General features: G+C 42.4%; 16 protein-coding genes. 12 read left to right on the top strand and 4 right to left on the bottom strand.

Annotated elements, in window-relative coordinates:
- Positions 1-4 precede the first annotated feature (4 nt).
- Both PJIAN_RS05795 and PJIAN_RS05800 read right to left on the bottom strand, forming a co-directional pair.
- Positions 5-658, bottom strand: coding sequence for an HAD family hydrolase (locus PJIAN_RS05795; RefSeq protein WP_068703001.1), 654 nt, complete (start codon positions 656-658; stop codon positions 5-7).
- Positions 651-2,570, bottom strand: coding sequence for a RecQ family ATP-dependent DNA helicase (locus tag PJIAN_RS05800; RefSeq protein ID WP_068703003.1), 1,920 nt, complete (start codon positions 2,568-2,570; stop codon positions 651-653). Before PJIAN_RS05800 ends, PJIAN_RS05795 begins: the two co-directional genes overlap by 8 nt.
- A gap of 107 nt (positions 2,571-2,677) precedes the next feature.
- On the opposite strand from PJIAN_RS05800, the gene PJIAN_RS05805 reads away from it, so the two are divergent.
- From PJIAN_RS05805 to PJIAN_RS05855, 11 genes are all read left to right on the top strand, one after another.
- Entirely contained in the window at positions 2,678-3,343 is a 666-nt protein-coding gene (locus PJIAN_RS05805) for a DUF4294 domain-containing protein (protein WP_068703005.1), read from the top strand.
- Between the two features lie 31 nt (positions 3,344-3,374).
- Positions 3,375-4,517, top strand: a complete 1,143-nt coding sequence (locus PJIAN_RS05810; RefSeq protein WP_068703007.1) for a 4-phosphoerythronate dehydrogenase — start codon at positions 3,375-3,377, stop codon at positions 4,515-4,517.
- Between the two features lie 77 nt (positions 4,518-4,594).
- Entirely contained in the window at positions 4,595-5,374 is a 780-nt protein-coding gene (locus PJIAN_RS05815) for an O-methyltransferase (RefSeq protein WP_068703009.1), read from the top strand.
- Between the two features lie 102 nt (positions 5,375-5,476).
- Positions 5,477-6,034 carry a cob(I)yrinic acid a,c-diamide adenosyltransferase gene (locus PJIAN_RS05820; protein ID WP_068703010.1) on the top strand — a complete coding sequence of 186 codons (558 nt, stop codon included), beginning with the start codon at positions 5,477-5,479 and terminating at the stop codon, positions 6,032-6,034.
- A gap of 131 nt (positions 6,035-6,165) precedes the next feature.
- Positions 6,166-6,387, top strand: coding sequence for a DUF2795 domain-containing protein (locus PJIAN_RS05825; RefSeq protein WP_002558131.1), 222 nt, complete (start codon positions 6,166-6,168; stop codon positions 6,385-6,387).
- A 243-nt stretch (positions 6,388-6,630) separates the two neighbouring features.
- Positions 6,631-7,584: a PorP/SprF family type IX secretion system membrane protein gene (locus tag PJIAN_RS05830; RefSeq protein ID WP_172795579.1), complete on the top strand. Its 954-nt coding sequence runs from the start codon at positions 6,631-6,633 to the stop codon at positions 7,582-7,584.
- Positions 7,585-7,602: 18 nt separating this feature from the next.
- Positions 7,603-8,961: a T9SS ring complex lipoprotein PorK/GldK gene (gene porK, locus PJIAN_RS05835; protein WP_068703014.1), complete on the top strand. Its 1,359-nt coding sequence runs from the start codon at positions 7,603-7,605 to the stop codon at positions 8,959-8,961.
- A gap of 9 nt (positions 8,962-8,970) precedes the next feature.
- Entirely contained in the window at positions 8,971-9,813 is an 843-nt protein-coding gene (gene porL, locus PJIAN_RS05840) for a type IX secretion system motor protein PorL/GldL (protein ID WP_068703016.1), read from the top strand.
- A gap of 19 nt (positions 9,814-9,832) precedes the next feature.
- Positions 9,833-11,371, top strand: coding sequence for a type IX secretion system motor protein PorM/GldM (gene porM / locus PJIAN_RS05845; protein WP_084252290.1), 1,539 nt, complete (start codon positions 9,833-9,835; stop codon positions 11,369-11,371).
- Between the two features lie 23 nt (positions 11,372-11,394).
- Positions 11,395-12,348 carry a type IX secretion system ring subunit PorN/GldN gene (gene porN, locus PJIAN_RS05850; RefSeq protein ID WP_172795580.1) on the top strand — a complete coding sequence of 318 codons (954 nt, stop codon included), beginning with the start codon at positions 11,395-11,397 and terminating at the stop codon, positions 12,346-12,348.
- 205 nt (positions 12,349-12,553) lie between these two features.
- Positions 12,554-14,443 carry a putative porin gene (locus PJIAN_RS05855; protein ID WP_068703022.1) on the top strand — a complete coding sequence of 630 codons (1,890 nt, stop codon included), beginning with the start codon at positions 12,554-12,556 and terminating at the stop codon, positions 14,441-14,443.
- Here PJIAN_RS05855 and priA read toward each other — a convergent pair whose 3' ends face one another.
- Together priA and murB are read right to left on the bottom strand one after the other, a co-directional pair.
- The gene (priA, locus tag PJIAN_RS05860; RefSeq protein ID WP_068703024.1) at positions 14,444-16,906 is read right to left on the bottom strand and encodes a replication restart helicase PriA; all 2,463 of its coding nucleotides are present in this window, start codon (positions 16,904-16,906) and stop codon (positions 14,444-14,446) included.
- A 156-nt stretch (positions 16,907-17,062) separates the two neighbouring features.
- Positions 17,063-18,076 carry a UDP-N-acetylmuramate dehydrogenase gene (gene murB, locus PJIAN_RS05865; RefSeq protein ID WP_068703027.1) on the bottom strand — a complete coding sequence of 338 codons (1,014 nt, stop codon included), beginning with the start codon at positions 18,074-18,076 and terminating at the stop codon, positions 17,063-17,065.
- A gap of 123 nt (positions 18,077-18,199) precedes the next feature.
- Here murB and murA point away from each other — a divergent pair, with 123 nt between their 5' ends.
- The gene (gene murA / locus PJIAN_RS05870; RefSeq protein ID WP_068703028.1) at positions 18,200-19,504 is read left to right on the top strand and encodes a UDP-N-acetylglucosamine 1-carboxyvinyltransferase; all 1,305 of its coding nucleotides are present in this window, start codon (positions 18,200-18,202) and stop codon (positions 19,502-19,504) included.
- The last annotated feature ends 285 nt before the right edge of the window (positions 19,505-19,789 follow it).

Genomic DNA, 19,789 nt, shown 5'->3' on the forward strand with positions numbered 1-19,789 from the left:
CACGCTATTTGTTGAGGAGGTTCAGAATTTCTCTGGCTTCTTCAACAAATAGAGTGGCTCCTTTTGCTTCGAGTTCCGCTTTTGGACGGAAGCCCCAAAGTACCGAAACCAAACGAACCCCCGCATTCAGCGCTGTTTCTACATCCACGCCCGAATCTCCGACATACAGCGTTTCTTCTTTACCGGTATCAGCATTCTTCATAATTTCATAGACGATGGAAGGGTCCGGTTTTATGGGAAAATCTTCACGTTGACCAAGTACTGTGGAAAACTTGATGTCAGGGAAAAAGCGCTTGGTCAGATATTTCGTGGCAGAGTCTATCTTGTTTGATGCAACGGCAAGTTTGATGCCCTTGTTCTGCAACGTTTCCAGTAGTTCCGTTATTCCGGGATAAGGACGGGTAAATTCAGTTGAATGATCGGCGTAGTAGAGTAGAAAATCTCTTTTGACTTTCGCGATGGTAGCCGGGTTTCTGTCGCTCTCGGGGAGCGCACGTTCAACCAGTTTATTCATTCCGTTGCCCACAAAAAAACGATAAGCTTCTATTGTGTGAGTAGGGTAGTGGTGTAATTCGAGCGCGTAATTACAGCTGTGAGCCAGGTCGTATATGGTGTCTAAAAGTGTTCCGTCTAAATCGAAAATTACTAACTTAATCATCTGTTTGATTCTTTGATATGTGGATCAATTGGTTTTGGTCTATTGATATAATGTTTTTGTCGAGCAAAAAACGTAAAGCTTGTGTTGTCTTGTCTTCGGACGTTTTCATTGTACGAAGAAGCTCGTTTGAGGAAACAGGCTTAGCGCTTATAATGGTTTTAATGCGAGACACGATTATATCGAATTCTTCCGTGGAAAGCGAGTTCTTCTTTTTTGCAATGCAGACGTCGCACACGCCACAGGCCGTTTCTTGTTTTTGTCCGAAATAAGCTAACAACTGCTGGCTGCGACAGATGCTGTTTTCTTCCGCATAGCCTTGCATAGCTTCTATTCTTTTCTCGAATCGTTCTTTGCGGGTCTCGTATACATCTTTGCTCAGTTTCACATGTTTAATGTCTTCCCGTGAAGATGTAAAGGTAATGAAAGGGGTTTTCTTTGCCGGAATGTAGCTGAATATGTGGGTTTTGCTAAGCTGGCTGAAAACGTTGTATACGGTTTCTCTTGTCGACTCGGCTCTTTGAGCGATTAAATCTTCGTTGATATACACATGGTCGGCAAACAAACCGGTGTAAGACCGTAATGTTACCTGAATGATGTTATCCCATTCGGGGTTTCCGTGACGCAAAGAATAGAGTTCATCTTTGTTGACGGTAATCATCAGTCGCGACGGATTGTCAAGAGCATCAGACAGAGTGATATAGCCGGCCTGTTCCATTATCTTCAACGCGTTGTAACTCATGTTGAGCGGTAATTTGTAGGCCTTGCAGAATTCCTGAAGGTCGAATGGAAAAACGGCTTCGAACCCGGATCCGACAGCTAACTGGTAAAAATTGCCAAGTGAATTGTATGTGTCCAAAACTCGTTGTTTGTCCGGAAATGAATCGCTTATCCTGCGTTTGAGTTTAGCTCCGTCATTCTTGCTGTAAATGATGGTGGCATACGCTTTTTTGCCGTCGCGTCCTGCCCGTCCTGCCTCCTGAAAATATGCTTCCGGCGAATCAGGCAAGTCGAGGTGAATAACTAGTCGAACGTCCGGTTTATCAATGCCCATGCCAAAAGCGTTGGTGCAGACAATCACCCGGCATTGGTTCGATTTCCAAGCCGCTTGTCGTTCGTTTTTCACATGCTGAGGCAATCCCGCATGAAAAAAATTGGCCGAAAAACCGTTGTCAATTAGAAATTCTGCGACTTCTTTTGTCTTTTTCCGGTCTCGTACATACACAATAGCACAACCGGGAACGTTGGTCAGGATTTTTATGAGTAAAGAAAGTTTATCGTCAGCTTCGCGAACAATATAGGCAAGGTTTTGTCGGGCAAAGCTCTGTGAGAAGCAGTTTGGTTCGTCGAAGTTTAATTGTGATTGTATGTCCCGGATTACTTCAGGCGTGGCTGTAGCAGTCAAAGCTAAAACCGGAACCCCCGGCAAATGTTTGCGTATTTCAGCTATCTTCAGATAAGACGGACGAAAGTCGTATCCCCACTGAGAAATGCAATGTGCTTCGTCAACAGCAATTAAGCAAATGTTGATGGAACTGAGTCGCTTTAAAAACAGCTCGGAGGATAGTCTCTCGGGAGAAACATAGAGGAATTTTACATTACCGAATGCACAATTATCGAGTGTCGTAATGATTTCCTGGCGGCTCATGCCGGTGCAAATCATTTCGGCTTTGATTCCACGGGCTTTGAGATTGTCTACCTGATCGCGCATCAGGGCAATTAGCGGAGTAATTACCAGACAGGTTCCGTCCATTGCCATTGTGGGCACCTGAAATGTAATGGATTTGCCACCACCGGTGGGCATTAGTCCCAATGTGTCTTTCCCCCCGGCAATGCTGAGGATAATATCGCTTTGCAACGGGCGAAATGCCTCGTAGTTCCAATATTCTTTTAATACGTTGAGAAATTTATCCATCGGACTTCTGACGAAATTGTTGCAAAATTACAATTTTTATACCATTAAATCAGTCGTTGTGCTCCATTTAATAATTACCTTTGTACCCGGATTTAATCATTGCATACATGCGTCGTGTTATTTTTGCGATATTGATTACCTTTTCGTCTGCGGTCATGGCTTTTAATCAGACAGTGGACTACGATCAGTGGCTGAACAAACTACAGACTACTCAGCAGATTTTTAACGAGCTCAACTACACTCTGAAGTTGTCTCCTAAAAGCTGTGTGTGTAATTATGAAGTGCACGGTCGTGATACTTTGTTCTTGTATGTCTTCAATGATTTCTACTGTTTTCCTCCAATGAAGTTCATGAACAAGAAACAGGAAAATTTCTATTGGAAAACGGTGAGAGACGTAAAAAGAGTGTTGCCATATGCGCGGCTTGTTTCCCGAACGGTGTATGATGCAAACAAACAGCTTGTGCAGATAACCGATGAAAAAGAACGTAAGGTTTTCCTGAAACAAACTGAAAAGGAGCTTTTCAAGCGTTACGAGAAAGAATTACGATCCATGTCGATCAATCAGGGAAAATTGCTTGTGCGCCTTGTCGATAGGGAATGTCATCAGACTACTTATTCTATCATCAGAACATATAAAGGCGCTTTTTCAGCCTGGATGTGGCAAACTGTAGCCAAGCTCTTCGGGTCAGACCTAAAGGCTGAATACGATGTGCAAAACAAGGATAAAATTATAGAAAGGGTAATTACCCTTGTAGAGGCCGGACAATTATGATCCGGCATTTTTTTACTTCAAAATTGAGCATATGCATCAACGTCCGCAGATAGTAATAGATGAGAAAATTCCTTTTATTAAGGGCGTTTTAGAGCCTTATGCAGATGTGAACTATGTGGAAGGTGCTCAAATTGATTCAAATATAGTAGCAAATGCAGATGCATTAATTGTTCGAACCCGCACTATCTGCAATGAAGCTCTCCTGAAAAATTCGACAGTAAAATTTATTGCTACTGCAACAATAGGGACAGACCATATTGATACTGCCTATTGTGATGCCAGGGGTGTTTTTTGGACAAATGCACTGGGTTGTAATTCCGGATCCGTTTATCAATATATAGCCTCTGTGTTGTCCTGGTTGGTTCGGGAAAAACAGGCAGAACTTGAAGCGTTGACGCTTGGCGTAATTGGATGCGGACATGTGGGAAGCAAGGTTGTCCGACTCGGACAATTGCTTGGAATGAAGGTGCTGGTTAACGACCCACCTTTGCAAAGGGCACATGGCGGAAATTTTGTTTCGTTGGATGAATTGTTGCAACAATCGGATATTGTATCTCTTCATACACCGTTGACACGATCGGGCGAAGACAAAACGTTTCATCTTATAGATAACGTTAATCTTCGCAAAATGAAGTCTTCTGCATGGCTCATTAATTCTTCAAGGGGAGAAGTACTCGACGGTGAAGCTCTTGAAATGGCGTTGAAAAATCAAGCAATTCAAGGAGCTGTTCTGGATGTTTGGGAACACGAACCACATATTTCGGTCGGCCTATTAAATCAGGTAGCTTTAGCCACTCCTCATATTGCAGGCTATTCTGCCGATGGTAAAGCTACTGCTACCGCGATGAGCGTACAGGCTTTAAGCCGATTTTTTAATTTACCTCTTGATAAATGGCAGCCTGATTCGATTCCTTTACCACAGCAATCGACTTTATTAACCATTGATGCTTCAAATAAGACTATTTCGCAATTATTTGCAGAGGTGGTTTGGGCTACTTATGCAATTACCGAAGACAACGACCGTTTGCGTAATGCGGTTGCTGATTTTGAAAAACAAAGAGGGAATTATCCCATTCGCCGCGAATTTCAGGCTTACACAATAAATTTGAAGCAAGGGAACAGTCAACTTGTTGATTTCCTGAAAGCACTGGGTTTCCAGGTTACTTTGTCCTGATTTTTTATTTCGAAACATTGCGATAGAGTGTCGGTTGTAAACCGATTTTTGTACTTTTGTATGGTTATCTGAATAGCATGAACCGAACGTTTGCAATAAAATCCTACCTGTTATATTTGTTAAGAGCCCGTCACAAGAAAGGCTATGGCATTCATTCTCCTTTTGTGTTCAATCTTCTTAACTCTGTCTTTTACGAGCAATCTCCATATTATTGTTACGAAAGCATTGAAGATCTGAGAGAAAAGTTGAAAAGCTCAAAAGACCTGATAGATGTGACAGATCACGGGACAGGTGGTTATACGAAACGTAGGATATGTGATATTGCCAGAAAGTCTGTGAAGCGTACTCAATATGCGCAATTGTTGTTCCGTTTGGCTAATTGCAACCGGTCGTCAAGCATACTGGAACTTGGCACTTGTTTGGGGCTGACAACACTCTACCTGTCACAAGTAAACAGCAATGGAAAAGTAGTGACAATTGATGCAGATGAGAATCTTTGCCGGTTGGCGTTGAATAATTTCAAAGAGTTAAGTGCCGATAATATTGAGCTTTGCAAAGGAAAAGTTGATGATGTGTTGCCTGGTATATTAGAAAAACTGCCGTCACTTGATTTCGTCTTTTTTGATGCGAACCATACACGGGAAGCAACATTGAAATATTTTGAGATGTGCCTGCCCAAAACACATAAATCCAGTATTTTTGTGTTTGATGACATTTACCGGAGCCAAGAGATGAGCCTTGCCTGGCAACAAATCATACAACATCCGGATGTCAGATTATCCATCGATATTTTTGAAATGGGAATAGTGTTTTTTAATACGGATTTGTTCAAGCAGGATTATATCGTCGCATTTTGAAGAAAAAAGTCGCATTACAACACTAAAAAGTAATTTTGTACGTTTCAGCAGTAGACTAAAAGAAATTTTGCTGGAAAATATTGATAATTTAAGCAATAGACTGTGAAAATATATACTAAAACCGGAGATAAAGGACAAACCAGTCTTATCGGAGGCACGCGGGTGTCGAAAGCAGATCCTCGTTTGGAAGCATACGGCACTGTAGATGAACTGAACTCTTCGATTGGCTTTTTGGTAGCAAATATTACGGATGAACATACCCGTATTTTGCTGTTGGAAATTCAGAGTCGTCTTTTCGATTTGGGTGCAGAATTGGCAACAGACAGGAATGCCGTTACAACAGAACCGAATGGAACTATCTTTGGGGACTGCATTCAGACAATTGAAAAAGAGATAGATAACATCACATCAACATTGCCATCCCTGAAACATTTTGTTTTGCCGGGAGGTGACGAAACAGCTGCCCGTTGTCATATGTGTCGAACGATTGCCCGCAGGGCGGAACGCAGAATGTGGGAATCAAATGCAATGTATCCGATAGCTGATGAATGCCTGGTTTTTGTTAATCGTTTATCTGACTATTTTTTCGTTTTGGCGCGTAAGTTTGTCCATGATGCAGGAAAAGAGGAAATTTTTTGGGAATCCCATTGTAGGTATTAGATTTTTTGTATTTTTGCACTCAATTAAGATTTTGATAAAATCGCTTAAATATAAATTATTAAGCGATTCTAAAATGATAATTCAGAGCCTGATTTAGGTTTTGTGGTAACCAACTAAAATAAGTAGCTAGCATGTATTGGACATTAGAATTAGCATCCAAATTAGAAGATGCACCCTGGCCAGCAACTAAAGACGAGTTGATAGACTATGCAATGCGTTCAGGAGCTCCTCTTGAGGTAATCGAAAATCTTCAGGAAATGGAAGATGAAGGGGAAATCTATGAAAGTATAGAAGATATTTGGCCGGATTATCCAAGCAAGGAAGATTTCTTCTTTAACGAAGAAGAATATTGATCTTTTTGCTTTTTTGTTTTATTGTTTTTAGCTGTTCTTTGTGTGTTTTTTGCTGTTTAGTTAATTTTGGTCTGTGAATTATCAGAACAAAGATATCTGGCAGGCTGAAAATTAGTTTTATTCTCGAAAAGAAGAGCTTTTTTATACAATAAAACGATAAAAGATGCCGTTATCATAGCATTGGACGAACTAAATCATCAAACGAAATGCTACGTTTGTTGAAGTAAATATAAAATATTTCCGGTGAAAAAACTCTGCTTAGCTGTATTGTGTGGCGTTTTGTCTTTAGGAACAACCAACGCTCAGTTTGTTTCGCAATACAGTCAGTATATGTTTGCAAAAGGGTCGTTTAACCCCGCAGCAATTGCAGAGGGAGACATGATGAGGCTTACCGGACTTCACAGACAACAATGGATAGGTATGCCGGGAGCGCCCGTCGATACTTATTTTAATCTTTCAATGCCGTTCACCATCAACAAAAAGAGTTTTGGAGCTGGACTGGCTTTTGATAATGAAAAAATGGGCTTGTTTACCAAACAGTTTGTGGTTCTTCAGGGAGCTTATAAGATGAAACTGGGAGACGGCCTTCTTAGTCTTGGTGCAAATATTGGTGCAATTAGTGTCGGTTTTCAGGGTGACAGCGCCTACGTTCCGACAGGTAATGACTATCACGTAGCACCGGGTTCCGACAGCCAGATTCCAACGTCGCAAGTTAGTGGGATGGCTTTGGATTTGAGCTTGGGAGCATACTATTCTACAGAGAAATGGTATGCCGGTTTTTCTGTTTTAGATGCTAATCAACCTACTATTCGTTGGTCGGATACGCAGGAATCGTATGTAGGAAGAATGTTTTATTTGACGGGAGGTTACAATTTGCCTTTGGCGAATACAAATTTCACCTTCAAACCATCAGTTCTGGTAAAAACCAACTTTGTTAATTATCAGACGGATTTGGACCTTTTACTTGATTATAAGGATAAATTTTGGGGAGGCTTGGCTTACCGATTCAAAGAATCCCTGATTTTTATGGGGGGAGTCAGACTTGCTAATGGTTTAGCAATCGGATATTCATTCGACTTGCCGGTGACAAATTTGATCTCTTCTACTTATGGATCTCACGAGCTGTTTGTGACGTATGACTTCAATATTTCACTCGAAAAGAAAAAAAATAAATACAAGAGTGTAAGAATTTTATAAAGGATAAATGACTCTGATATGAGAAAATTACTTTTTATAATCCCATTGCTTGGATTGTTGGTTGCGTGTAATTCCAAACCGGCAGGAGAGTTAGTGGGTCAATCGAACTCCAAAGTAAATGAAACATCTCCCTATGGAATGGTTTGGATAAGGGGAGGTGCATTTATGATGGGCGCCAATGATCAGGATGCTTTTTGGTCGTTCAAAGGAGAATCAAAAATGGTATCTGTTGATGGTTTCTGGATGGATCAAACCGAGGTTACCAATACAGAATATCGTCAATTTGTAGTTTGGGTAAGAGACTCTATCGCCAGACAACTTTTGGCAAATGTATCACCCGAAAAATGGCGTCAGAAAAAAGATACAGCTAAACTGAACTGGAAACGTCCTTTGCCATGGAAGAAAACCTGGGAAAAAGCTTCGGGAGAAGAAGATGCTCATGCTGATTCACTTTGGAACAGTTTGAAAAATTATAACAATAAATTTGAAGGCCTGAATTACGTTTATCGCTGGTACGATCTGGAACAAGCTGCCAGAGAATATAATAAATTTGACAGAGCTCACGGTCATTACCCTAACTCTTCATTTGCAATTGTAGATGAATATTATTTTGACGGTGGTGTCATCAAGATGCGTACAAAACGAATCTCACCTGTTCATAGTACAGAAGATTTCTACATGACTAAGATCATTAATGTATATCCGGATAAACTGGCATTCTGTACTGACTTTACCTATTCTTACAACGATCCTACTGTAAAATATTTCACGCTACGTTCGTATGACCAGTACCCTGTAGTTGGTGTAACTTGGGAACAGGCAAAAGCGTTCTGTGCATGGAGAACAAATTACTATAACAGTAACCATCTGTTCCAGGGACAAGATTACCGCTTGCCGACAGAAGCAGAATGGGAATGGGCAGCTCGTGGTGGTAAACAACAAAGCATGTATCCTTGGGGAGGCCCGTATATTCGCGATGGAAAAGGTTGCTATTTGGCCAACTTTAAACCTATGAGAGGTAATTACCGCGCGGATGGTGAAGTTCGAACAGCTAAGGTTGCAACATATCCTCCTAACGGTTTCGGGCTGTATGACATGGCTGGTAATGTTTCTGAATGGACAGAGTCTTCGTTTATGTCAATTAATGCAAATGGAACTCATGATTTAAACCCAAGTTTTGCTTACAATGCAAAAGAAAAAGATTCCGATATTTTGAAGAGGAAGATAATCAAGGGCGGATCGTGGAAAGATGTCGCAGCTTATCTTCAATGTGGCGCACGTACATTTGAATATCAAACAGAATCTCGTTCCTATATTGGTTTCAGGTGTGTGAAATCAACCAACCTGAAGAAAAAATCAGCAATGAAAAACTTTTAATACTTGATTATGGGAATCCTTGAATTTTTACAAACAGATAAAGGAAAAGCATTTGCAGGAAGATGTTATGGATTTGGGGCATCTATTGTAATTATCGGAGCGTTGTTTAAAATTCAACACTTCCCTCTTGCCGGATGGTTTTTGAGTATCGGTATGGGAACCGAAGCTATTTTGTTTGCATTGAGTGGACTCGAAAAGCCTCATAAAGATTATGAGTGGGAAAAGGTATTTCCTCATTTTCAGGACGAAAATGTACCTCCTATTACAGCAGGAGGTGGCGGCTCGGCAACCCCGATGTCTACAGTGCAAAGTAACCTGTTGGACGAAGAACAGGTGAAACGGTTGAACGAAAGTATTAAGAATCTTGGAGATACTGCAATGCAATTGACCTCCATCTCTAAGGCTTCTGGCGTAACAGATACATATGTTCAGAATATCCAGGCAGCTTCTGATGCTGCTGGCATTTTTGCTAAATCTCAGTCTGAACTTGCAACTTCAACCAGTGCAATAGTTCAATCTTACAAGCAAGCTGAAGATGAAATTGGCATGGTGGCAGAGCAAAGTAAAGTGTATGCTGCTCATGTGAATACAATTAATAAGAATCTTTCTTCTCTCAATGCCCTATATGAGCTTCAGATGAAGGGGGCTCAAGCGGGTAATGACGAATTAACAGCACAGATAGAACAACATAAGGCTATGTTGTCAAATCTTGAACAATTGAAATCTAATCTTGGTGCTTCACTTAAAGAGTCCGAAGAATACAAAGTTCAGGCAGTTAAGTTGTCCCGTCAGATATCTGATCTGAATAATGTTTATGGGAACATGCTAAATGCATTAAATACAAAGGCTTAATAGCAATATACGATAAACCATGAGTGGAGCAAAAAATTGTCCGGAAACGCCGCGGCAGAAGATGATTGGGATGATGTATCTCTTCCTGACTGCTATGCTTGCGTTAAATGTTTCTTCAGAGGTGCTGAATGGCTTTGTATTGGTGAACAACAGTATGTTGCAGAGTATTACCAGTTCAGATGCAAGAAACACCAATATGTATCAACGATTCAAAAATCTGGATGCAGATAACCCGGGCAAGGTTGGTGAATGGTTGAATAAAGCTTTGGTAGTGAAGCAAAAGTCAGACGAGATGTTTAAATATGTTGAGAATTTTAAGTATCAACTTGTACGTCTTGCTGATGGTAAAGATGCGGTTACTGATAAAATCAAAAATCTGGACAATCTGGATGTGGCCGGACAATATGCTTTAGTACAGGGGCATGGCAAAGAGTTAAAGCAAAAGCTTTCAGAATATAAGGAGTTCCTGAAAAGCTTTGTCAACGGTGATCCTGTGAAGATTGCAATGTTCGACAGGAACTTTGCAACAAAGGGCGGTAAAGACGGCAAAAACTGGCAGGAAAATATTTTTGAAATGATGCCGGTTGCTGCAGCTACCACTATTCTTACTAAATATCAAACAGATATTCGTGCGGCAGAAGGTGAAGTTGTCCAATATTTAATGGCGCAAACTGACGCAGGAGACTTTAGAGTAAATAAATTGCAGGCATATGTTATCCCGGTTTCTACGTACGTTATGCAGGGAGACAAGTATAGTGCTCAAATAGTACTATCAGCAATCGACTCAACAAAGGTGCCCCAAATTATGGTAAATGGACGTACTCTTGGTCGTGATGGTAAATTGGAAATGGTTTGCGGTCAGGTCGGAAGTTATGATTATAAGGGTATTATACGCTTAAATTCAGGCGGAGTAAATCGCGATTATCCATTTGTAGGCGCTTATACAGTTGGAGCGAAAAGTGCAACGGTTACAAATACGGCGTTGAACGTTGTATATGCAGGTATTGAAAATGAACTTTCCGCTTCTGTTCCGGGTGTCGCTGCGTCAAATATTCAGCTTGCCTGTGCCGGTGGGTCTGTTTCCAGAAAACCTAATGGTTTATGGACTTGCCGTACAAATGTAACTTCAGGAAAAATCAATTTTTCTGTTTCAGCAAAACTGGCAGGAGGGAATAGCTTTGTTCCTATGGGTACTGTGACATTTAACGTTCGTCAGTTGCCGGATCCTCGTCCATTCTTAGCGTATAATGCAGGGGGTGTAGAGAAATCTATTATTGAAGGCAATATAACTCTTGGTCAATTAAATGGTGCTGTTATAAAAGCAGATTACGTGAACGAATTAATTTCTGCCAATTTTACGGTAGTTTCGTTTACTTTGGAATATCCTAACGGTGAGGTGCTTGAAAGTAATGGTTCTACATTATCGGCAGCACAAAAGAATCGTTTGGCTCAGGAACGGGTAGGGTCACGTATTCTTGTAAGGGGTATTAAAGCGGTTGGCCCGGATCGATTGGTTCGCTCATTACCATTGTTAGCTGTGAAATTGAGCGGAAGATAGACTAAAAATTAAACATGAACAATATGCAACGAATGAGATTATTTTGTATCATTTGTTTTTCTGCCTTGATTGGCACATTGTGTGCGCAAGGTAACGAGAAAAAATTTTTCGATGAGTCTCCATCACCTTATGACTCTGTGGCATTGTCACAGCAAAAGCAGGAGGTGGTAATTTCGGACTCTGTGAAACGGGCTATCGTAAAGATGCGTAATGCTTTGCAATCTAGAATTCGTCACGATGATGTGGTTTGGTCTAAAACTGTGTATCGCATTATTGATATGCGCGAAAAACAAAACTTTCCGCTCTATTTTCCTCTGGAAGAGATGGATGGCTTTAAGAGCCTTATGAATGTTATGTTGCAGGGTGTTATCAATAAAAACCTGACTGTTTACCGAAAAGGTATTCGTGATGACCAATTCCGCCCTGATTTTTCAGTTAGCAAAGCTGTACCATTGGATAGTACAAAATACCTTATTAATAGTGTATTTTCTTACAAAGATGGAGATGCTGAGTTTTATCCGGCGTTAATGGTTTCAGATAAAGGAAAATTAGGCATAGATAATATGACCATCATTGAATTCCTGAAACGTCAGCAGCGTTTCCTGATCAAAGAAGTATGGTTTTACGACAAGCATCGTTCGGTACAGGAATCACGCATAGAAGCTATCGCTCCTTTGATGAGCTATCCAAAAGACAGATCTTCTTTGATTAAATCTATTGTATGCTGGTTTAAATTCAATGAATTACGTTCATTGCTGGCAGAAGAGAAAATATTTTGGGGAGACAACCAATCTTCTGATATGACATTTGATCTGTATTTTAGTCAACGAATGTATTCCGGTAATATTCTTGGTGTTGATGATATTTATCATCGTACATTACTTGATTATCTTACAAATGCTGATGACGTTAAAAAAGAGCAGGATGCAATTCAACGTTCGATTATAAACTTTGAAAATGATTTGTGGGAATATTAAATAAGTCTTATTCTCAGGCTATATAATAGTGATAGTTCGTTTGATATTGTTCAAGCGGACTATTGCTGTATTAAAGCTCTCCTTTCTAAAATTTAAGTATAATACATATACAATCTTCTAACTCATTTTTGTGGTGAGATACATTTTTTTTCTTTTGATCTTTTGTTGTGCGTCGGTTTGTAGCCTGTCTGCTCAGTCTTCTCGTATGCGCCCTCAAAGTGGAAGCTCTTCTTCAAAAGGAGAGGTTGATAATAGCAAGGCTAATTACGTTTCTCCGCATGTTGTGGCAAAAAAGATTGAAGAACGTTTTGGAGTTGCCGATTCAGTCACCGTCGACACAATTCCAAGAAATTTTCCGGATAAAAATTTGCTTGATTCATATAGCATAGCTAACGCCTATAACGGGAATATGGGTTCTCCGGTACAGTCGAAAATTTTCTTTGACCGGACACAAAAAACGAATTTTCTGTTTTCCACTCCGTACGATCCCTATGTGTATACGGCATCCGATTTGTCGTTTTACAATACGAAAACTCCCTATTCCAATTTGACCTATCTATCCAGTTTTCCGGGAGAACAATCGGAAGAAAGAACTAAGATATTTCTGTCGATGAATACGAATAAGAAGTTGAATATTACAGGTTTATTCGATTATTTGTACAACAGGGGACGATACATGAATCAATCCAATAAAGGACTGATAGCATCGCTTTATGGAAGTTATTCAGGAAAGCATTATTCTGCTTATGGGGCTTTTCTTTATCAGAATTTTTCGAATTATGAAAACGGAGGGCTCGCAAATACCGATTATGTAACGAATCCATCCGCTTACAGTCAGTATACTTCCATTACGATGCCGGTGAATTTAACCGGGGTGCAGGCCGGTTACCGAACGATGAGTTTCTTTTACAATCACAAATATTCTCTTGGTTTCAATAAGGTTATTGTTGTTAAAAAAGATTCAACGCGGGAGGAATTTATTCCGGTTACATCATTCATACACACTTTGAAGGTGCAAAGAGATGTGAAACGCTTTCATGAAGCATCTGTCGATACTACGTTTTTTGCGAATACCAATTTCAGCAAAACAGCTCATTCCGATACTGTAGCTTATTTGTCTGTTCGGAATACTTTTGCCGTTCAAATGGATGAGAAATTTAACCGCTTACTGAAATTTGGATTGACCGCTTTTATCGAAAATGAGGTAAACCGATATATGCAACTTGATCAGTACGATAAGATTGCCTATAAATGGGAACAAAATACACGTGTCGGAGGAATTCTTGCGAAGAATGAGGGACGGATTTATCGCTATAATTTACAGGGAAATATAGTTATTGTGGGTCCTAAAATAGGAGACTTTGAGCTGAGTGGTCGAGTGGGTGGCTATTTTACATTGTGGAAAGATTCTGTCGCTTTGAAAGCAATGGCAAGAATCAGAAATACATCCGCATCTTATTTCTGGGAACATTATTATTCGAATCATTTTATTTGGAATAATAACTTTGATAAGGAGCTGCAAACCTATATCGGAGGAAGTATAGAGCTTCCTAAAAGGCATTTGAAACTGGGCCTTCAGGTAGCAAATAACACCAATTATCTTTACTTCAATGAGAACGCAATGCCTACGCAGGCTTCGGGTAGTGTACAGATTGTTGCTTTGGATGCGAGTTTGGATTTGTTTTTCGGAAAGCATTTTGCGCTTGAAAACAAAGGTGTATATCAGGTGAGCAGTAATCAGAATGTGATTCCTCTGCCGGCATTGGCGTTGTACAATAATTTGTATTACCAGACAAAGCTTTTTAATGTATTACGAGTACAGTTAGGAGTTTCTTCGCATTTCCATACGTCATATTATGCCCCGGCTTATATGCCTGCAACCGGTCAGTTTTATGTGCAGAGCAAAACCAAGATCGGCAATTATCCCCTTGCAAGTGCATACGCCAATTTCCATTTGAAGAAAACCCGTTTCTTTCTGGAATATTACCACGTAAACCAGTCGTTTATGCCTAACCAGAATTATTTCTCCATGCCGAATTATCCAATGAATCCGACTACGATGAAAATGGGAATTTCCTGGAATTTCTACGATTAATTACATGGGGTCAACATCGTAGTTGACCTGAAGTGATTTGAAACGACCATCCGATTGAATACCACTCACAACATTCCGGATGATTTCCTTGACAGCATCTGGTGAAGCTGCGTTTTCTATCTTGAGGAGAATATGCTTGATGTACCAGTTCTGAATTCGCCCTACAGGAGGATTGTTCGGCCCTAAAACCCTTGTTCCAAGTAGCTTTTTAAGCTCATCAGCGATAAGTGCAGCCGCATGGTTGTTTACTCCAGCATCTTTGTGGCGGATGATGATATTTATCAGCCGGAAATATGGAGGATATCGGAAATCGTGCCGTTCCCTCATTTGTGTCGCAAACATTCCTTTGTAATCGTGAGCAATTACCTGCCGGATTACCGGATGATCCGTCTCCGGGGTTTGGAGAACTACCAACCCTTGTTTGCTTTTCCGTCCGGCTCGACCGCTAACCTGTGCCATTAGCTGGAAAGCCCGTTCGTGCGCCCGGAAGTCTGGATAAAACAGTAGGTTGCCGGCGTTCAGAATCCCCACCAGGCTGACATCACCGAAATCGAGCCCTTTAGTCACCATCTGCGTTCCAATCAAAATATCGATGGAGTGGCTTTCAAAATCGCGAATAATCTTCTCAAAACCTTTTTTGGTTCTTACCGTGTCGAGGTCGAGGCGTGCCGCTTTGGCATCCGGGAAAAGTGCATGTATCTCTTCTTCAATTTGCTCAGTGCCGAATCCTTTCGTTTGTAGCGAGGGCGTATGGCAACTCGGACAATTGGCCGGTACTTTGGACGTGTAGCCGCAGTAGTGGCAAGTGATCATGTCGAAGTGCTTGTGGTAGGTGAGACTAACATCGCAATGGGGACACCGGGGAACGTATGCGCACTGCTTGCATTCGATGTAAGGTGCATATCCGCGCCGGTTCTGGAAAAGAATAACCTGCTCTTTATTGGATAATGCCAGAGTGATTTTTTCGACCAATTCGTCGGTGAAATGTCCGGTGATCCGTTTTTTGCGGTATGCTTCTTTCAGATCGACGGTCTGTACTTTGGGCAACTCTATCTCTTCGTGTCGCTGTGTTAGTTCCACCAATCCATATTTTCCGGCAAGAGCGTTGTGGTAGCTTTCGATAGCAGGAGTAGCACTACCAAGAACGGTTTTGGCTCCGTGCATGTTGGCCAGCACAATGGCAGCATTTCGGGCGTGATATCGGGGTGCCGGGTCGTATTGTTTGTAGCTGCTTTCGTGCTCTTCGTCGACGATGACTAATCCAAGATCTCGGAACGGTAGAAAAACCGAAGAACGCACCCCGAGAATGATTTCATAACCTTTATCGTTCAAAAGATTGTTCCATATTTCTACCCGTTCGTTGTCCGAAAATTTGGAGTGATAAACGCCCAGCTTGTTGCCAAAGACCCGCTCCAGACGTTGGGTGAGCTGCGTGGTAAGGGCAATTTCGGGTACTAGATAGAGAACCTGTCGACCCAGCTTCAATGTTTCGGCGATGAGATGGATATAAATCTCCGTTTTGCCGCTCGAAGTTACTCCGTGAAGTAGGACTACGTTTTTCTCTTTCAGTTGCGAGAGAAGCGATCTGTATGCAGTTTTCTGAAAGCTGTTGAGTACGGCAAGCGGTTGCAGTGCTGTTTGAGTGGAATCCAGTCGGCTGATCTCTTTCGAGTAGGTATGCAAAATCTTTTTTTCGACCAACGCATCGAAGACAGCAGCGGAGCTTCCACTCTGTTCAAGGAGTTCCTTTTTGGAGACTTCCCGCGATCCGGTTTTTGTCAGGTGGCGCGACAGTTCAAGATAGACCATCAACAGATTCAACTGTTTCTTGGACCGGTGCAGCAAGTCGAAAATAGTTTGTAATTGTTCGTCGTTGGTTACATCATCGGCAAGACGGACGCAGGTGAGCCGCTTGGGTTTGTAGGCGGCGCGCAACTCCTCGGAAAGTGACACGGCGCCTTGGTCCATCAGGTTTTTGACGGTTGGCAGGATGGTCTTAAAGCCTGTGATGCGGGTCAGTTCCTTGATGGAGTGGGGCTTATTGTCGCTCAGTGCATTGTAAATGCGCAGCTCTTTCTCCGAAAAAGGAGCATCGGCTTCAAAGTCGCTGTTGAGCGTGATGGTGGTTTCGCTTTCTAGTTTCAGTCCGGCCGGAACGGCTGCCGTGTAGACATCGCCAATGAAAGCCATATAATAGTTGGCAATCCATTCCCAAAACGGAAGTTGCGGACGGCGGAGAATAGGTGCGTTGTCGAGCAGCGCAATGATCTCTTTCACCGACGAAACTTTAGGCGGAACGGCATGTACGTAGCGAACGATGCCGGTATATATTTTTTTGCTTCCGAACGGAACGACAACCCGCATGCCAAGCTTAACCGATTCGGATAGTTCCTCCGGTATTTTGTAGGTGTAGCTGTTGGCTAAAGGCAGGGGAAGAATGATGTCGGCAAAACGTTCGGACATAATGCGTTTAGATTATAGAGCAAAGAACAAAGAGCAAAGAGCAAAGATTCTTGAGAGGTGTGGTCTCCCTTTCTTGGCGGCTTTTTGTTATTTGCATTGATTTTTAAATCAATACTACGTGTCTTTATTCTTTGTTCTTTACTCTTTGTTCTGTTTTTATACGAATATAGCTTCCGGTTCTAAAGTGATGCCAAAATGTGTCTCGACGGATTGTTGAATCTCTTTTGCAAGCGCTTTGACCTCTTCTCCGGTGCAATCGCCCAGATTGTAGAGAACCAGCGCTTGCTTGGGATAAACGCCCACGTTACCGAACTGACGGTCTTTCCAACCGCATTGTTCGATGAGCCAACCGGCCGCGACTTTGTATTCTCCTTTGTGCGGATAGGCTACCAATGCGGGATATTTTTCTTTCAATGCTTCATATTGTGCAACCGGAATGACTGGGTTTTTGAAAAAGCTACCGGCGCTGCCGATCTTGTCGGGATTCGGGAGTTTCTCTTCGCGGATTTCGGAAATAATGCGACTAACATCGGCCAATGTCGGATCAGTGATGCCTGCTTTCTCCATTTCGGTGCGTATGGCGCCGTATTCCAGGTTTAGTTTGGGTAGCTTATTCAGCCGAAAAGTGACGGATGCCACGATGTATTTGCTTTTTAGTTCGGTCTTGAAAATACTGCTTCGGTAATCGAACTGACAGTCGCTGTTGGAGAAGATACATTGTTTGCCGGTCAGTATTTCGTAGGCTTCCACCGATTCGATGATGTCTTTGGCCTCTACACCATAAGCCCCAACGTTTTGTACAGGACTGGCCCCCACGGTTCCCGGAATAGCGGTCAGGTTTTCGGCTCCGTAGAAATTGTGATCCACGCAGAAATCGACAAAATCGCTCCACACTTCACCGGCGGCAGCCTTCACCAAAACTGTATCGGCAGTTTCCTCCTCGACGGTGATTCCCTTCAATGAAATCTTGACCACGATGCCCGCAAACAGCTTGTTGAAAACCACGTTACTGCCGCCGCCCAGAATGAAAAAAGGGAAAGCATTAAGTAGTCCGCTTTGCATCAGAATCTGGAAATCGATGGGTGCTGAAATGTCGGTAAAATACTGGCTGGTAGCCGCTATGCCAAAGGTGTTGTAAGGCTTGAGGGAAACGTTTTCCTGAAGAGTCATTGTCGGTTTATTTTGAATTCAAAATTACAACAAATCGTTCACATTTTCCGAATCGGCCAAAATCAATGAAGAATCTGTTGTATTTTTGTATGAAATTCTGAATATTGAAATTTTATTGCATTTATGGCAGCATTTGAGATTTTTGGCGGCAATCGTCTTTCGGGCGAAATTGTTCCGCAGGGTGCAAAAAACGAAGCTTTACAGGTGATTTGCGCTGTGTTGTTAACTCCCGAAAAGGTGACGATCAGCAATATTCCCGATATACGGGATGTGAACAAACTGATCGATTTGGTTGGTATGTTGGGCGTGAAGGTGGAAAAAGTTTCGGAAGGAACTTATACTTTTCAGGCCGATGCTGTCAATTTAGATACGTTGTACAGTCCCGAATATGGCAAAAAGGCCACTGAGCTACGTGGTTCCATTATGCTGGTGGGCCCGTTACTGACCCGTTTCGGTTATGCGGTGGTGCCGCAACCGGGAGGTGATAAAATCGGCCGTCGCCGTCTCGATACGCACTATATCGGCTTTCAAAAGCTGGGTGCCGAAGTCGGTTTCGATGAAGACTCGTCGCATGTGAAGGTAATCACTAAAGGACTGAAAGGTGTTTACATGTTGCTCGATGAAGCTTCGGTGACCGGTACGGCCAATGTGGTGATGGCTGCTGTGATGGCAAAAGGAACGACTACGATTTATAATGCAGCCTGCGAACCCTATCTTTTTCAACTCTGCACCATGCTGAACGCGATGGGCGCAAAGATCTCCGGCGTGGGTTCCAACCTGTTGGTGATTGAGGGCGTAGAATCAATGGGCGGATGCAACCACCGGATTTTGCCCGATATGATCGAAGTGGGTAGTTTTATCGGACTGGCTGCTATCACCCGTTCCGAGCTGACCATCAAAAATGTGGCGCGCGAACACCTGGGCATTACCCCCGAAATTTTTCATCGGTTGGGCATCAATTTTGAGTTTCGCAACGACGATATTTATATTCCGCAACAGGATAGTTATGAGGTACAGCGCTTCTTCGACGGTTCTATTATGACCATTGCCGATGCTCCCTGGCCGGGATTCACGCCCGACCTTATCAGCGTGGCGTTGGTGGTGGCAACGCAGGCCAAAGGCAGCGTGCTGATTCACCAGAAGATGTTCGAGAGCCGCCTCTTCTTTGTCGATAAGCTGATAGAAATGGGCGCTCAGATAATTCTTTGCGACCCACACCGCGCGGTGGTCATCGGAATGAATCATGAACAGTCCTTACGCGGCACACGCATGACTTCACCCGATATTCGTGCCGGGGTTTCGTTGCTTATTGCCGCTCTTTCGGCCGAAGGACGCAGCGTGATTGACAATATAGAACAGATCGACCGCGGCTACCAGGATATAGACGGGCGTTTGAGAGCGCTGGGAGCCGATATACGGAGGCTATAAATGCTACACCACTAATAGAAATAGATGAAAGCGATTGTTGTAAAACAGTCGCTTTTTTTATTGCAACCAGTTCTTCGTTCCGACATGAATTTATTCGACATTGTATAGAGTAGACGTATATAAATCTCAATGCCAGGCCTCTCCTCCCGGCCTCCTCCCCCGAGGGGAGGAGGAGCAAAGCCGTGAAACAGTTAGAGTTCAATTCGTTTTGCAGATTTTTCCCTTCTCTCTCGGGAGAGGGGTTAGGGGAGAGGTCGTAGAATGCAAAACGTTGTGCCTAATGCC

Origin of the sequence: Paludibacter jiangxiensis (assembly GCF_001618385.1) — a bacterium.
Classification (GTDB): Bacteria; Bacteroidota; Bacteroidia; order Bacteroidales; family Paludibacteraceae; genus Microbacter; species Microbacter jiangxiensis.

Bases quoted from the DNA above. Each gene is read 5' to 3' on its own strand.
- PJIAN_RS05795 (WP_068703001.1), bottom strand. From the start codon at position 658: ATGATTAAGTTAGTAATTTTCGATTTAGACGGAACACTTTTAGACACC.
- PJIAN_RS05800 (WP_068703003.1), bottom strand. From the start codon at position 2,570: ATGGATAAATTTCTCAACGTATTAAAAGAATATTGGAACTACGAGGCA.
- PJIAN_RS05805 (WP_068703005.1), top strand. From the start codon at position 2,678: ATGCGTCGTGTTATTTTTGCGATATTGATTACCTTTTCGTCTGCGGTC.
- PJIAN_RS05810 (WP_068703007.1), top strand. From the start codon at position 3,375: ATGCATCAACGTCCGCAGATAGTAATAGATGAGAAAATTCCTTTTATT.
- PJIAN_RS05815 (WP_068703009.1), top strand. From the start codon at position 4,595: ATGAACCGAACGTTTGCAATAAAATCCTACCTGTTATATTTGTTAAGA.
- PJIAN_RS05825 (WP_002558131.1), top strand. From the start codon at position 6,166: ATGTATTGGACATTAGAATTAGCATCCAAATTAGAAGATGCACCCTGG.
- porK (WP_068703014.1), top strand. From the start codon at position 7,603: ATGAGAAAATTACTTTTTATAATCCCATTGCTTGGATTGTTGGTTGCG.
- porL (WP_068703016.1), top strand. From the start codon at position 8,971: ATGGGAATCCTTGAATTTTTACAAACAGATAAAGGAAAAGCATTTGCA.
- porM (WP_084252290.1), top strand. From the start codon at position 9,833: ATGAGTGGAGCAAAAAATTGTCCGGAAACGCCGCGGCAGAAGATGATT.
- porN (WP_172795580.1), top strand. From the start codon at position 11,395: ATGCAACGAATGAGATTATTTTGTATCATTTGTTTTTCTGCCTTGATT.
- PJIAN_RS05855 (WP_068703022.1), top strand. From the start codon at position 12,554: ATGCGCCCTCAAAGTGGAAGCTCTTCTTCAAAAGGAGAGGTTGATAAT.
- priA (WP_068703024.1), bottom strand. From the start codon at position 16,906: ATGTCCGAACGTTTTGCCGACATCATTCTTCCCCTGCCTTTAGCCAAC.
- murB (WP_068703027.1), bottom strand. From the start codon at position 18,076: ATGACTCTTCAGGAAAACGTTTCCCTCAAGCCTTACAACACCTTTGGC.
- murA (WP_068703028.1), top strand. From the start codon at position 18,200: ATGGCAGCATTTGAGATTTTTGGCGGCAATCGTCTTTCGGGCGAAATT.